10 protein-coding genes are annotated in these 13707 nt (G+C 70.7%); 5 read left to right on the top strand and 5 right to left on the bottom strand.

Annotation, left to right across the window (positions count from 1 at the left end; translation table 11 throughout):
- Positions 1-17 precede the first annotated feature (17 nt).
- A complete protein-coding gene (locus AC1HIL_RS20625; protein ID WP_422096958.1) occupies positions 18-1208 on the bottom strand; it encodes an MFS transporter in 1191 nt (396 codons plus the stop codon).
- Between the two features lie 103 nt (positions 1209-1311).
- Between AC1HIL_RS20625 and AC1HIL_RS20620 the strand changes: the two genes are divergently transcribed.
- Entirely contained in the window at positions 1312-2274 is a 963-nt protein-coding gene (locus AC1HIL_RS20620; protein ID WP_261205680.1) for a LysR family transcriptional regulator, read from the top strand.
- Here the strand turns inward: AC1HIL_RS20620 and AC1HIL_RS20615 are convergent.
- From AC1HIL_RS20615 to AC1HIL_RS20605, 3 genes are all read right to left on the bottom strand, one after another.
- Positions 2223-3014: a 2-keto-4-pentenoate hydratase gene (locus tag AC1HIL_RS20615; RefSeq protein WP_479669903.1), complete on the bottom strand. Its 792-nt coding sequence runs from the start codon at positions 3012-3014 to the stop codon at positions 2223-2225. The two genes, AC1HIL_RS20620 and AC1HIL_RS20615, sit on opposite strands and share 52 nt — an antisense overlap.
- Positions 3015-3227: 213 nt before the next feature.
- Complete coding sequence (locus tag AC1HIL_RS20610) at positions 3228-4205, bottom strand: Bug family tripartite tricarboxylate transporter substrate binding protein (protein WP_479669902.1); 978 nt, start codon at positions 4203-4205, stop codon at positions 3228-3230.
- Positions 4206-4344: 139 nt separating this feature from the next.
- Entirely contained in the window at positions 4345-5589 is a 1245-nt protein-coding gene (locus AC1HIL_RS20605; protein ID WP_479669901.1) for a pyridoxal-phosphate-dependent aminotransferase family protein, read from the bottom strand.
- Between the two features lie 131 nt (positions 5590-5720).
- On the opposite strand from AC1HIL_RS20605, the gene AC1HIL_RS20600 reads away from it, so the two are divergent.
- The 4 genes from AC1HIL_RS20600 to AC1HIL_RS20585 all read left to right on the top strand — a co-directional run bounded on the left by AC1HIL_RS20600 (position 5721) and on the right by AC1HIL_RS20585 (position 11363).
- Entirely contained in the window at positions 5721-6428 is a 708-nt protein-coding gene (locus AC1HIL_RS20600; RefSeq protein ID WP_261205684.1) for a GntR family transcriptional regulator, read from the top strand.
- Between the two features lie 29 nt (positions 6429-6457).
- On the top strand, positions 6458-9529 hold the full coding sequence (locus tag AC1HIL_RS20595) for an FAD-binding and (Fe-S)-binding domain-containing protein (protein ID WP_479669900.1): 3072 nt from the start codon (positions 6458-6460) through the stop codon (positions 9527-9529).
- A 71-nt stretch (positions 9530-9600) separates the two neighbouring features.
- The gene (locus AC1HIL_RS20590) at positions 9601-10824 is read left to right on the top strand and encodes a YbfB/YjiJ family MFS transporter (protein ID WP_479669899.1); all 1224 of its coding nucleotides are present in this window, start codon (positions 9601-9603) and stop codon (positions 10822-10824) included.
- Positions 10821-11363, top strand: a complete 543-nt coding sequence (locus AC1HIL_RS20585; protein ID WP_261205687.1) for a methylated-DNA--[protein]-cysteine S-methyltransferase — start codon at positions 10821-10823, stop codon at positions 11361-11363. The genes AC1HIL_RS20590 and AC1HIL_RS20585 overlap by 4 nt, the downstream gene beginning before the upstream one ends.
- Here AC1HIL_RS20585 and AC1HIL_RS20580 read toward each other — a convergent pair.
- Positions 11308-13599 (bottom strand): DNA/RNA non-specific endonuclease, encoded by a 2292-nt coding sequence (locus tag AC1HIL_RS20580; RefSeq protein ID WP_479669898.1) that lies wholly within the window; start codon positions 13597-13599, stop codon positions 11308-11310. The two genes, AC1HIL_RS20585 and AC1HIL_RS20580, sit on opposite strands and share 56 nt — an antisense overlap.
- Between the last annotated feature and the right edge of the window lie 108 nt (positions 13600-13707).

Here is a 13707-nt window from a genome sequence, read left to right as displayed (position 1 = left end):
CTTGAGCGTTGGATGGATCAGGCGCGCACCGAAGCGCAGTCGCCGGGCAGGGTGCGCTCGCCGCGCCGGTCGAGCGCGCGGCTCCACAGCGCGATCGCGAGGCCCGCCACGGTCAAGAGCGCCGCGGCCCAGCCGAGCGCGCGCAAGCCCGGGCCGTGGTCGATCACCACGCCGCCGGCCCAGGCGCCGAGCGCATTGCCGAGGTTGAAGGCCGCGATGTTGAGGCTCGAGGCCAGGTTCTGGCCGGCACCCGAGGCCTTCTCGAGCACGCGCAATTGCATCGGCGCCACCGTGGCGAACGAGGCCACGCCGAGCAGGCCGACGAAGACCACCGCCGCGATCGGCGTGCCGATCGCGAACTGCATGGTGCCGAGCACCACCGCGAGCACGGCCAAGGTGCCGAGCACCGCGGGCATGGTCGCGCGATCGGCCAACCGACCGCCGAGGATGTTGCCCACGGCCAGGCCGCCGCCGAACACCAGCAGGATCGGCGACACCGCCGATTCCGGCAGGCCCGTGACCTGCGTCAAGAGCGGCTGGATGTAGGTGAAGACGGCGAACACGCCGGCGAAGCCGAGCACCGTCATCGCCAGGCCCAGCAGCACCTGGGGCCGGGCCAGCACGGCGATCTCCTCGCGCAGCGGCGCGGGCTTCGCCTCGCCCTCGACGCGCGGCACGAACACGGCCAGCACCGCGAGCGCCACGAGGCCGATCAGCGCCACGGCCCAGAAGGCCGCGCGCCAGCCGAAGTGCAGGCCCAGCCAGGCGCCGAAGGGCACGCCCAGCAGGGTGGCGGCGGTCAGGCCGGTGAACATGATGGCGATGGCCGAGGCGCGGCGTTCGGGCGCCACCAGGCCGGTGGCCACCACCGAGCCGACGCCGAAGAAGGTGCCGTGCGCGAGCGAGGTGATGACGCGCGCGCCCATCAGCAGTTCGTAGCTGGGTGCCAGCGCGCAGGCGATGTTGCCGAGCGTGAAGATCGCCATCAGCGCCAGCAGCACGGTCTTGCGCGGCAGCCGGCGGGTGGCGATGGTGAGCAGCGGCGCGCCGACCGCGACCCCGAGCGCGTAGCCCGAGATCAGCAGGCCGGCGGCCGTGATCGAGACCTGGAGGTCGGTCGAGACCTGCATCAGCAGGCCCATGATGACGAATTCGGTGGTGCCTATTCCGAAAGCACCGGCGGTGAGGGCGAGTAGAGCGATGGGCATGATGCCCTGTACTGTGCGGACGAAGTCCCTCGTTGACTAGAATGCCGCCGGTCAATGCACTTGTGAATTCAACTCACAAACCGAATCCACCGGAGAACACGCCATGCCGCGCATCGAGGTCAACCGTTCGGGCGAGATGGAGGCCTTCGTGCAGGTGGTCGACGCGGGCGGCTTCTCGGCCGCCGCGCGGCTGCTGGGCATGACGCCATCGGCCGTCAGCAAGCTGGTGGCGCGGCTCGAGGCGCGGTTGGGCATCCAGCTCGTGCACCGCTCCACGCGCAAGTTGCAGCTCACGCCCGAGGGCCTGCATTTCTACGAGCGCAGCCACCGCGTGCTGGCCGACATGGACGAGGCCGAGCGCTGCGCCGCCGCCGGTGCCGCACCGCGCGGCCGGGTCAGCATCAATGCCAGCGTGTCCTTCGGCCACCACATGCTGGTACCGCTGGTGCCGAAGCTGATCGAACTGCATCCGCAGATCACGCTCGACATCGCGCTGACCGACCGCATCGTCGACCTGATGGACGAGCGCGCCGACATCGCGATCCGCTGGGGCCAGTTGCCGGCCTCCGACCTGGTGGCGCGGCGCATCGGCGACACCAGCCAGACCCTCCTGGCCGCCCCGTCCTACCTCGCGAAGTACGGCACGCCGCGCACGCCGCAGGAACTCGAGGCGCACAGCCGCCTGGGCTGGACCTACCGGCGCAGCGCGCCCGACTGGCCGTTCCGTATCGACGGCAGGACGATCCTGCTGCCGGTGGCCGGCCCGGTGCGCGCGGGCGATGGCGAGACCCTGCGCCACCTCGCGATCGCGGGCGCCGGCATCACGCGGCTGTCGCTCTATCACACGCAGCACGACATCGACGCGGGCCGGCTCGTGCCGCTGCTCGAGGAGTTCAACCCGAACGAGGTGGAGCCGATCCACGCCGTCTACATCGGCAAGGCCGGCACCCTGCCGGCGCGGGTGCGCGCGGTGCTCGACTTCCTCGTGGCCTGCTCGGGCGTGGGCGGCGGGCGCTACACGCGCAGCCGCACGGCACCGATGCCGGGGAAATCGGCCGTCACCTGATCGCCGCGCGCGCAGGGCAAGAGGCCGATCCAGGAACCGGTCGTGACCACCGTGCCGGCCGGCACGGCCTGGCCGTGGCGCGTGAGATGGCGCAGCCAGATCGGCAGCAGCCAGGCCGGATCGCCGAGCGGATGGCTGCCTTCGCGCACCACCGTGTCGGCGTTGCCGATCCTGGTTTCGCAGCGCTGCGAGGCCCAGTCGATGGCGGCGAAGGGCCGCCATTCGCCGAGCACCAGCGCGCCGTGCACCTGCGAGTCGGCCAGCCGCAGCAACGGCGTGGCGGCCTCGCGGTCCTGCCAGCGCGCATCGCAGACCTCGATGGAGACCGTCATGGCATCGACCAGCGCGGCCGCGTCTTCATGGTCGAGCGACGCGGCCTGTGCCGGCGTGACCTCGCGGCCCAGGCGCAGCGCGATCTCGGCCTCGATGCCGGGCTGGTGGAACACGAGGTCGGAGCAATCGGCCGGGCTCTGGCGCACGCCGGCGGGCGGCAGCGGCGCATGCGTGAGCGTCGCGCTGCGCGAGCCGCCGCCGGATTTCCAGCAGCCGGGCAGGGTGCCCGCGTCGAACCAGCCGAGTGCCGCGGCCACCGCGTCCTGCACCGCGTAGGCCTCGGCGGGCTCGTGCAGCGTGTCGAGCCAGGGCACGGCATCGAGCGTGCGGTTGGCGCGGCGCGCGGCGACGAGGGCGTCGGCCAGCGCGGAGAGAGCAGGGGGCAAGGGGGTGGTGCTTGGGTTCATGCGGCCGATCTTCTCAGTTATCCATAGCGCTGCGCGCCACCCGCATCGCGTGAAACGGTGGATGCATCGGAAGACGGGAGCGGACTTCCGGACGCAGAGGACGCGAAGGTTGCGCAAAGGACGCGAAAGGAAGGCAAGAAAAATTTTGAATTTCTCTTTGGCGTTCTTCGCGAAATCTTCGCGTCCTCTGCGTCCGGCTGTTCGTGTTTCTTCTCAGGTCTCGACGCGCACGTTGCCGTCCTTCACCACCTTGGCCCACTTGGCGATCTCGGTGTGGATGAACTGCCTGAACTTGTCCTGCGAGCCGCCGCCGTCCTCGGCGCCGTAGGTGTCGAGCTTCTCCTGCACGTCGGGCATGGTGAGCACGGCATTCACGTCGCGGTTGACCTTCTGCGCGATGGCGGCCGGCAGCTTGCCCGGGCCCGCGAGGCCGTACCAGGTGGTGGCCTCGAAGCCCTGGAAGCCCTGCTCCTGCATGGTCGGCACGTTCGGGTGGCCCTTGGCGCGCTGGGTGCGCGTCTGCGCCACGGCGAGCACGCGGCCGCTCTTCACGTGCGGCGTGGCGGCGGTCATGGTCTCGAAGCTGTACTGGATCTGCCCGCCCATCAGGTCGGCCAGCAGCGGCCCGCTGCCCTTGTAGGGCACGTGCAGCGCATCGACGCCGGCCTGCAGCTTGAACATCTCGAGCGCCAGGTGCTGCGCCGATCCCGCGCCGGCCGAGCCGAAGCTCAGCGTGCCGGGTGCGGCCTTGCAGGCGGCCACGATGTCCTTCACCGTGAGCGCCTTCTGCGCCGGGCTCGCGATCAGCAGGTTGGGCGTGACGCCCACCAGCACGATCGGCACGAAGTCGCGCTCCACGCTGTAGCGCAGCTTGGGCTGCAGGCTGGGCGCGAGCGCATGGCTGTTGATGTGAGCCATCAGCAGCGTGCTGCCGTCGCTCGGCTGCTGCGCCACGTAGTCGGCCGCGAGCACGCCGGCCACGCCGGCCTTGTTCTCGACGATCACCTGCTGGTTCCACATCTGGGTGAGCTTCTGCGCCACCACGCGCGCCAGCGCATCGGTGCCGCCGCCGGGCGGGAAACCCACCACGATGCGCACCGGCGCGTTGGGCCAGTCCTGCGCGAACAGCCGGGGCACGCCCAGCGTGGCGGCCGCGGCGGTCGCGGCCTGGATCAGGGAACGTCGTTGCATCGTGCTTGTCTCCGTGGATGGATGGGGGTGTCGGATGCGGGGCGGGAAGGGCGCATGTCCGTGCGGCCCTCGCGCCGGGGCCGCCGCGCCGTTCGAGCGGCGCGCTGCGGCCTGGAATCGATCGAGGCTCCCTGTGTCGCTAGGCGGCCTTCTTCAGCACCACCGGCGCGGCCGCATGGCTCGCGAAATGGTCCATCGCCGCCTGCACGCCGCTGCCCGCGAGCTTGATGCCGGTGAGCTTCATGCCCATCTCGACACCCGCGACCATGGCCACCAGCGTGAGGTCGTTGCTGTCGCCGAGATGGCCCATGCGGAACATGCGGCCCTTGAGCTTGCCCAGGCCCGTGCCCAGCGAGAGGTCGAAGCGCTGGTGGATCAGCCGGCGCAGCGCATCGGCATCGACGCCCTCGGGCGTGATCACGCCCGTGAGCACCGGCGAATAGACGGCCGGGTCGGCGCACTGGATCGGCAGGCCCCAGGCCTGGACCGCGGCGCGCACGCCCGCGGCCCAGCGGCGGTGGCGCGCGAACACGTTGTCCAGCCCTTCGCCCAGCAGCATGTCGAGCGATTCGGAGAGGCCGTAGAGCAGGTTGGTGTTGGGCGTGTAGGGCCAGTAGCCGTCCTTGTTCATCTCGACGATCTCGTCCCAGGCCCAGAAGGCCTTGGGCAGCTTCGCGCCCTTCGATGCCTCGAGCGCACGCGGCGAGAGCGCGTTGAAGCTGATGCCCGGCGGCAGCATCAGGCCCTTCTGCGAGCCGCTGACCGTGACGTCCACGCCCCATTCGTCATGGCGGAAATCGGCGCTCGCGAGGCCCGAGATGCTGTCGACCATCAAGAGGGCCGGATGGCCGGCCGCGTCGATGGCCTGGCGCACCGCGGCGATGTCGGAGGTGACGCCGGTCGAGGTCTCGTTGTGCACCACGCACACGGCCTTGATCTTCTTCTCGGTGTCTTGGCGCAATCGTGCCTCGATCAGCTCGGCCTGCACGCCGCGGCGCCAGCTCGGCGCGTTCGGCAACTGGTCGTCGCTTCCCGCATAGGCGAGGAACTCGGTCGACACGCCCAGGCGCGTGGCCATCTTCTGCCACAGCGAGGCGAAGTGGCCGGTCTCGTACATCAGCACGTGGTCGCCCGGGCTCAGCGTGTTGGCGAGCGCGGCTTCCCAGGCGCCGGTGCCCGAGGCCGGGTAGATCGCGACCGGATGCTTCGTCTTGAAGATCTGCTGGATGCCGCCGAGCACCTTCAGGCCCAGCGTGCCGAACTCGGGCCCGCGGTGGTCGATGGTGGGCAGGCTCATGGCCCGCAGGATGCGGTCGGGCACCGGGCTGGGGCCGGGGATCTGGAGGAAGTGACGGCCGGTGGGATGGAGGTCGAGTTGCAGCATGGCGGGTCCTTTCGGCGCCAGTTTTGCATTCAAAATTCATTTTGTTCTGCTGGTTTACCCTGAACATCAAAGGTTGTAGCCCTTCTTTTTTGCATTCAAAATGCAATCACGAGGCCCAAAGAACGCATCCCATGACCGCCGAAATCATCGAAATCTCCCGCCTCGCGCTGCACGACCAGGTCGCGGCGCGGCTGCGCACCATGCTGGTCGAAGGCCTGATCGCGCCGGGCGCCAAGCTCAACGAGCGCGAGCTCTGCCTGCAATTGCGCGTCTCGCGCACGCCGCTGCGCGAGGCGATCAAGCTGCTCGCGGCCGAGGGCCTGGTCGACCTGCTGCCCAACCGCGGCGCGGTGGCCGTCAAGCTCACCGAGGCCGACGTGATCGACACCTTCGAGGTGCTGTCCATGCTCGAGGGCATGTCGGGCGAACTGGCCGCGCGCCGCATCACCGAGGAGCAGCTGTCCGAGGTGCGCGCGCTGCACTACGAGATGCTGGCCTGCTACGCGCGGCACGACCTCTCGGGCTACTACCGGCTCAATGCGCGCATCCATTCGGCGATCAACGAGGCCGCGGGCAACCCGGTGCTGTCGAACACCTACCGCTCGATCAATGCGCGCGTGCAGTCGCTGCGCTTTCGCACCAACCAGAACGAGGCCAAGTGGAAGAGCGCCGTGGCCGAGCACGAACAGATGATCGAGGCGCTGGCCGCGCGCGATGCCGCCGCCATGCGCAAGGTGCTGGTCGCGCACGTGCTGCGCAAGCGCGACACCGTGCTCGAGCTGCTGCGCGAGGGCGAGATCTATCCGCCCGCGAAGAAGACCCGTTCCAAGGCGCCCTGAGCGCGCTCCCCCCAAAAGAAAAACCCCCGATGCTCATCGAACCCGCCAGCCGCATCCAGCCCGCCGGAACCGTCCTGCCGCCCAACGACACCTGCGAGGCGCTCGCGCGCCGCCTGCGCGCCGAGACGCAAGGGGAGGTGCTGTTCGACGCCGGTTCGCGCGGCCGCTACGCCACCGACGCCTCGATCTACCAGATCACGCCGGTCGGCGCCTTCGTGCCGAAGACCGAGCGCGACATCGCCACCGCCATCGACGTGGCGCGCGACCTCAAGGTGCCGGTGCTCGCGCGCGGCGGCGGCACCAGCCAGTGCGGCCAGACCACGGGGGCGGCGCTGGTGATCGACAACAGCAAGCATTTCCGGCGCATGCTCGACCTGGACCTCGAGGCCGGCACCGCCACCGTCGAGCCCGGGCTGGTGCTCGACCACCTCAATGCGCAGCTCAAGCCGCACGGCCTCTGGTATCCGGTCGACGTGTCGACCAGCGCCCAGGCCACCCTGGGCGGCATGGCCGGCAACAACTCCTGCGGCTCGCGCTCCATCGCCTACGGCAACATGGTGCACAACGTGCTCGGCGCGAGCGCCTGGCTGTCGAGCGGCGAGCTGGTGGACTTCGGGCCCGTGGGCACGCTGGGCGTGCGCGCCGCGGGCATCGCGCAGTTCGTGCGCGGCCTCGCGCGCCAGCACCGCGAGGCGATCGCGGCGAACTGGCCCAAGGTGATGCGCCGCGTGGCCGGCTACAACCTCGACATCTTCGACAACCAGAGCGAGAAGCCCTACACGGCCGACGGCAGCGTGAACCTCGCGCACCTGCTGATCGGCGCCGAGGGCACGCTGGCCTACACGCGCAGCCTCACGCTCAAGCTGGCGCCGCTGCCGCGCGCCAAGGTGCTGGGCATCGTCAACTTCCCGACCTTCCATGCGGCCATGGATGCCGCGCAGCACATCGTCAAGCTCGGACCCACCGCGGTCGAGCTGGTCGACCGCACGATGATCGAGCTGAGCCTCGCGAACCCGGCCTTCAAGCCCACGGTGCAGACCGCGCTGATCGGCAAGCCGGCCGCGATCCTGCTGGTGGAGTTCTCGGGCGCCGAGAAGGCGCCGCTGCTGCAGGCGCTGGCACGACTGGTCGAATTGATGGGCGACCTGGGCCTGCCGGGCAGCGTGGTCGAGATGCCCGACGAGGCGCGCCAGAAGAACCTCTGGGAGGTGCGCAAGGCCGGCCTCAACATCATGATGAGCCTCAAGGGCGACGGCAAGCCGGTGAGCTTCATCGAGGACTGCGCCGTGCCGCTAGCGCACCTGGCCGAGTACACCGACGCGCTGACCGAGGTGTTCGCGCGCCACGGCTCGCGCGGCACCTGGTACGCGCATGCCTCGGTCGGCACCCTGCATGTGCGGCCGATCCTCGACATGCGCGCCGATGGCGGCGCCAAGATGCGATCGATCGCCGAGGAGGCCTCGGCGCTGGTGCGCAAGTACAAGGGCGCCTTCAGCGGAGAGCACGGCGACGGCCTGTGCCGCGGCGAATGGATCGAGTGGCAGTTCGGGCCCGCGATCAACGAGGCCTTCCGCGCGATCAAGCACAAGCTCGATCCCGTCGGCCTGTTCAATCCCGGCAAGATCATCGACCCGCCGCGCATGGACGACGGCGCGCTGTTCCGCTTCGCGCCGCCGACCGCGCCGAAGCCCTATCGCCGCATCGAACTCAAGCCGGTGCTCGACTGGTCGGCCTGGAACGTCAATGCCGACCCGGTGACCGAGCAGACCTCCGCGCCCGGCACCGGCGGCGACAGCACCGGCGGCCTGGCCAAGGCGGTCGAGATGTGCAACAACAACGGCCACTGCCGCAAGTTCGACGCCGGCACCATGTGCCCGAGCTACCGCGTCACGCGCGACGAGCAGCACCTCACGCGCGGCCGCGCCAACACGCTGCGGCTGGCGCTGTCGGGCCAGCTCGGCCCCGATGCCTTCACCGGCGAGGCCCTGCACGAGACCATGGACCTGTGCGTGGGCTGCAAGGGCTGCAAGCGCGACTGCCCGACCGGCGTGGACATGGCCAAGATGAAGATCGAGTTCCTGGCCCACTACAAGCGGCGCCACGGCCACACGCTCAAGGACCGGCTGGTGGCGCGGCTGCCCGACTACGCGCACCGCGCGAGCCGGCTGCCGTGGCTCCTGAACCTGCGCAACAGCGTGCCGGGCGCCGCCTGGCTCGGCGAGAAGCTGCTGGGCTTCTCGGCGAAGCGTTCGCTGCCGGCCTGGCGCGGCGACACCTTCTGGCGCGCCAAGGACGGCGAGCCCGGCCTGTTCGCCGATCGCGACACCGTGCTGGCGATCGCGCGGCGCGGCGGCAAGGCCGCGGTGCTGTTCGTCGACACCTTCAACGGCACCTTCGAGAGCGAGAACGCGCTCGCGGCCGCGCGCGTGCTGCAGGCCGCGGGCTATGTGCTGCACACGGTCGAGAAGCGTGGCGCGCACCACTGCTGCGGCCGCACCTATCTGGCCAGCGGCATGGTGGAGGAGGCCCAGCGCAAGGCCGAGGCCCTGATCGATGCCTTGCTGCCGCTGGCGCGCGCGGGCGTGCCGGTGGTGGGCCTCGAGCCCTCGTGCCTGCTCACGCTGCGCGACGAGACGCTGGTGATGGGCTTCGGCGAGAAGGCCGAGACCGTGGCGAAACAGGCGCTGCTGTTCGAGGAGTTCGTCGCGCGCGAGGTCCGCGCCGGCCGTTTCGAGCTCGCGCTCAAGCCGGCCGAGGCGCCGATCCTGCTGCACGGCCACTGCCATCAGAAGGCCTTCGGCGCGGTGAGCCCGGTGCTCGAGGTGCTGAAGCTGATCCCGGGCGCCGCGCCCGAACTGATCGAGAGCTCGTGCTGCGGCATGGCCGGCAGCTTCGGCTACGAGGCCAGCCACTACGAGGTCTCGATGCGCATGGCCGAAGCCAGCCTGCTGCCCGCGATCCGCGCCAAGCCCGGCGCCATCGTCGTGGCCGACGGCACGAGCTGCCGGCACCAGATCGCCGACGGCGCGCAGCGCGAGGCGGTGCATGTGGCGGTGCTGCTCGAGCGCCTGTTGGTGCAGGCGGACGCCGGCGTGCACTGAGCGGCCGATTCACGCGCGACAGCGCGGCGGCGCGGCCTGCCGCAGAATGGGGCCTCCCCGTGCACCGCCCGATGTCGACCACCCTGACTTCCTCCGCCCCCGTGCCGCCCACCTTGCGGCTGGCCTTCGCCCTGTCGATGGGCGCGGCCGTCTCGCTCGGCATCACGCGCTTCGCCTATGCGCTGCTGCTGCCGCCGATGCGCGACGACCTCGGCTGGAGCTATGCGCTGGCGGGCGGCATGAACACCGCCAACGCGGTCGGCTACCTGGCCGGCGCGCTGGTCACGCCGGCGCTGATGCGGCGCTTCGGCGTGAGCCGGCTGCTGGTGGTGGGCGCGGTGCTCGCGAGCCTGTTCATGGCCGGCAGCGGCTTCGTCACCGCGGCGCCCGCGCTGCTGCTGCAACGGCTGCTCGCGGGCATCGCGAGCGCCTGGGTGTTCGTGGCGGGCGGGCTGATGGCCGCGCGGCTCGGCGAGGCCGATGCCTCGCGCGGCGGCCTGCTGCTGGGCATCTACTACGGCGGCACCGGCTTCGGCATCCTGGCCTCGGCGCTGCTCGTGCCGCAGGTGCTGCAGGCCGCGGCGGGCGAGCCGCATGGCTGGGCCTGGGCCTGGTGGGCGCTGGCGGTGGCCAGCGGCGTGGCGACCGTGCTGCTGGCCTGGGCCGGCCGCGCGCTGCCCGATCGGCCCGCGCCCGTGGCGGCTGCTTCGGCTTCCGGTGCCGCACCCGGCGCGCCGGTCGCGCTGCGGCGCTTCGGCTGGGCGCTCGCGGGCTATGCCTTCTTCGGCATCGGCTACATCGGCTACATGACCTTCGTGATCGCGCTACTGCGCGAGCAGGGCGCGAGCGCGGGCTTCGTCACGCTGTTCTATGCGCTGCTGGGCATCGCCTGCATCGCCTCGTCGCGGCTGTGGGCCGGGCTGCTCGACCGCTACCGCGGCGGCCAGCCGCAGGCGCTGCTCAACGGACTGCTGGGCGTGGCGACCTTGCTGCCGGTGCTCAGCGCCTCGGCGCCCGTCGCGCTGGTCTCGGGGCTGCTGTTCGGCGGCGTGTTCCTCTCGGTGGTGGCCTCGACCACCGCGCTGGTGCGCCACAACCTGCCGTCCTCGCGCTGGGCCCAGGGCATCAGCGTCTTCACCATCGTGTTCGCCTTCGGCCAGATCGTGGGCCCGACCATCACCGGCTGGATCTCCGACGGACCGGGCGGACTGGCGCGCGGCCTCGTGGGGTCGGCGATCGCGCTGTGGCTCGGAGCCGTGCTGGCTTCGCGCCAGCATGCGCTGGAACCCGCATGAACGCCGGCTTCGCCGTGTTCGATACCGCGCTCGGCGTCTGCGGCGTCGCCTGGGGTCCGCAAGGATTGGTCGGCGTGCAACTGCCGCAGGACGACCCCACCGAGCAGCCCGCGCGCCGTCGCATGCGCCAGCGCTTTCCGGAGCTGCCCGAGGCCGAGCCGAATGCCGAGGCGCGACGCGCCATCGCCGCCGTGCAGGCCTTGCTGGAAGGCGCGCAGGACGACCTGCGCGACATCGTGCTCGACATGCGCGGCCTGTCCGACTTCCATCGACGCGTCTACGAGCTCGCGCGGCGCATTCCGCCGGGCCACACGCGCACCTACGGCGAGATCGCCGAGGAACTGGGCGACAGGACGCTGGCGCGCGCGGTGGGCCAGGCCATGGGCCTCAATCCCTTCGCGCCCGTGGTGCCATGCCACCGCGTGCTCGCGGCCGGCAACAAGCCCGGCGGCTTCTCGGCCGGCGGCGGGGCGCTGACCAAGCTCAGGATGCTCGATATCGAGGGCGCGCGGCCGAACGGGATGGCGTCCCTGTTCTAGCAACGTTCAGCAGCTGGCTCAAGGACGCGACCTCGCGTCGTTCCCCGCCCCGATGGGTGTCGGCAGCTCGCACCTTCGCGCCGAAATCGAGGGAGGTCCTGCGCTCCAGTTCCGCGATGCTCACGCGGTAGCGCTTCACCTTCTCGAAGCTCACGCGCGCCAGGGCCGCTTCGGACAGCGTGGCCTCGGGCACGTAGTCGATGAGCGGCGTCTGGTCGATGCTCAGGGCGGTCGCCCGCAACTGGCCGTCCTCCACGCGCAGAACGATCTTCCAGTACTCGCGCGGGGCCTTGAACCCGGCCATCCCGGGCATGCCGCGATCCCAGGGAATGTCGTTCTCGTCGTCGAAGATCGGTCCGGTGAACACGCTCACGCGCGCCTGGTCCGCCACCGCGTTGTTGAGCGCGAAGTCCTCGAGCGCGCGCCAGTACAGCGTGCCGCCCGCGTGCGCGGCGGCTTCAGTGCCCGGCTTTCTCTTGCCCATGTTGAAAAAGCCCACCTGCGGCGACCGGTTGGTCACGTGGAAGGTGTCGGCGTTGGCGCGCACGACGATGTCGTCCGGGCCCCAGAGCGGATCCTGCCGGCGCGTCAGGTGGCCTTGCTGGAAGATCCGGTTCGCATGGTCCGCCTTGCGCTTGTCGACGATGGCCGCGCCCTGCGCGTCGTAGGCCGTCTGTCCCGCGTACAGCGCGGGCGGGGTCTGTTCTTCCTCGGGGATGCGCGGATCGATGAACCAGAGCTCGCTGGCCTCCGGGGCCTCGTCCGCTTCCTCCTCGCCCGGATGGAAGGCGGCGATGACGCCGGTGCTGCGGTCGTAGCTCTTGGCCAGCCGTCCGTCGATGTTGGTGGCGGTGAAGCAGGCCAGCCGCCGTTCCTTGTGCATCACCACGCTGAAGTGCTCGTACGGCAGCTCGTACCTGGGCCGGCCCGCCTTGGGACGCGTGTTGACGGAGACCGCCCGCAGGGCCGCCGCGCCGCGTGGCTTGGGCAGGGGAACGGCAACGCCGGGCAGGAAATCGGGCTGGTAGCCGTCGCGGTTGCCGTAGTCCGGATCGACCTGGACCCGTGCCTCCTCGCCGGTGCCCGGCGGCATTGCAGCGGCGGGCGGTTGCGGTGCGGCGTCCTGCGCGGGGCCGCGGGCCGGGTAGCCGCCCAGCTGCACGCTCACGCGCAGCGGGATGGTCCAGGTCGCCGTGCCGTCGCTGGCCACGTCGACCGATGCACCGAGCGACGCGTCATGCGCCACGGCCGGCGCGGACTCGACGGACGAGACCACCTGCGGGTCCAGGCCCGCGGCGATGGCCTCGGTGATCTTCTCGCGCTCGCGCGCCGGCAGGCCGCTCTTGCGCGTGTTCATGTCGGTCACGATGGCGCTGATCCGGATGCCCTCGTTGACCGTCTTGGCGATCTGCTTTCCGTTCTGGTCGAACAGGTCGCGGTGCGGCGATCCCCAGTGGTGCAGGGCGATCACCTGCCACAGCACGTTGAAGACCGGCGAGCCGGAAGAACCGGGCTCGGTGTCGGCCACGTAGTGCAACGTGGTGCTCGCGCGCGAGACCAGCTGGTTCTCGCGCAGCACGGCCTCCTTCAGGCGCCCGTCGGGATGCTGGACGATGTTGGCGTGGTCGCCCAACTGATGCTTGTCGCGGGCCGCCGAGATCGGCAGGAAGCTGTAGCCCGCGAGCGTGCCGGGGCCGCTCAGGCGGCCGCCGACCGCCAGCACGGTGTAGTCGAGGTCGTCCTGGTCGTTGGTGAGGAAGCAGGCCTCGGGCGCGAAGGCGAAGCGCGTCGGCACGCGCGGGCGTCCCGCGAGGTCGCGCTCGTAGTCGAACTCCACCAGCAGGTCCGCCGCATCGGCCTTGGAGCCGATCACGTGGTTGTTGGTGAGGAACAGGACGGGCGAGATCATGAAGCCGGTGCCCAGGCCCTGGCCGTCGCGCGTCGCGATCCGCGCCACGGCGCGCGCCGCATAGGCGCCACGCTGCAGGAAGGCGACATCGACGAAGTCGATCGTCTTGCCCCAGACCTTTTCCGCGCCCGAACGCGGCGCCTCGCGCGCGGCCTCCTGCACCGGCAGGCCGATCCGTCGCTGCAGCACGGCGCTGCGGCGCAGCATCTCGGGCTCGGCGTCGCCGGGCCGGCCGGCGCCGATCGCATCGAGCGAGCGCTGGATCTGTTCGGCCTGCTGCTGGATGCGCAGGCGCGCGGCGACACCGATGTGGGCGGGCTCGTTCATGTTCTCCTCCAACTGGCCGCGGGGGCGGCGGCGATTGCGGATTCGCGGACCGTCTCGCTCGCCTTTTAGAGGGCCTTGATGACAGGACGATGCAAAGGCACGGCCGCG

This window comes from Variovorax sp. ISS6 (assembly GCF_056523145.1).
Note: the sequence above shows the minus strand (reverse complement) of the source record. Positions and strands in the feature narration are given on the sequence as shown.

What these genes read in the sequence shown, in the direction of transcription:
- AC1HIL_RS20595 (WP_479669900.1), top strand. Translation starts at nt 6,458, where the DNA reads ATGCTCATCGAACCCGCCAGCCGCATCCAGCCCGCCGGAACCGTCCTG.
- AC1HIL_RS20610 (WP_479669902.1), bottom strand. Translation starts at nt 4,205, where the DNA reads ATGCAACGACGTTCCCTGATCCAGGCCGCGACCGCCGCGGCCGCCACG.
- AC1HIL_RS20585 (WP_261205687.1), top strand. Translation starts at nt 10,821, where the DNA reads ATGAACGCCGGCTTCGCCGTGTTCGATACCGCGCTCGGCGTCTGCGGC.
- AC1HIL_RS20605 (WP_479669901.1), bottom strand. Translation starts at nt 5,589, where the DNA reads ATGCTGCAACTCGACCTCCATCCCACCGGCCGTCACTTCCTCCAGATC.
- AC1HIL_RS20600 (WP_261205684.1), top strand. Translation starts at nt 5,721, where the DNA reads ATGACCGCCGAAATCATCGAAATCTCCCGCCTCGCGCTGCACGACCAG.
- AC1HIL_RS20590 (WP_479669899.1), top strand. Translation starts at nt 9,601, where the DNA reads ATGTCGACCACCCTGACTTCCTCCGCCCCCGTGCCGCCCACCTTGCGG.
- AC1HIL_RS20580 (WP_479669898.1), bottom strand. Translation starts at nt 13,599, where the DNA reads ATGAACGAGCCCGCCCACATCGGTGTCGCCGCGCGCCTGCGCATCCAG.
- AC1HIL_RS20625 (WP_422096958.1), bottom strand. Translation starts at nt 1,208, where the DNA reads ATGCCCATCGCTCTACTCGCCCTCACCGCCGGTGCTTTCGGAATAGGC.
- AC1HIL_RS20615 (WP_479669903.1), bottom strand. Translation starts at nt 3,014, where the DNA reads ATGAACCCAAGCACCACCCCCTTGCCCCCTGCTCTCTCCGCGCTGGCC.
- AC1HIL_RS20620 (WP_261205680.1), top strand. Translation starts at nt 1,312, where the DNA reads ATGCCGCGCATCGAGGTCAACCGTTCGGGCGAGATGGAGGCCTTCGTG.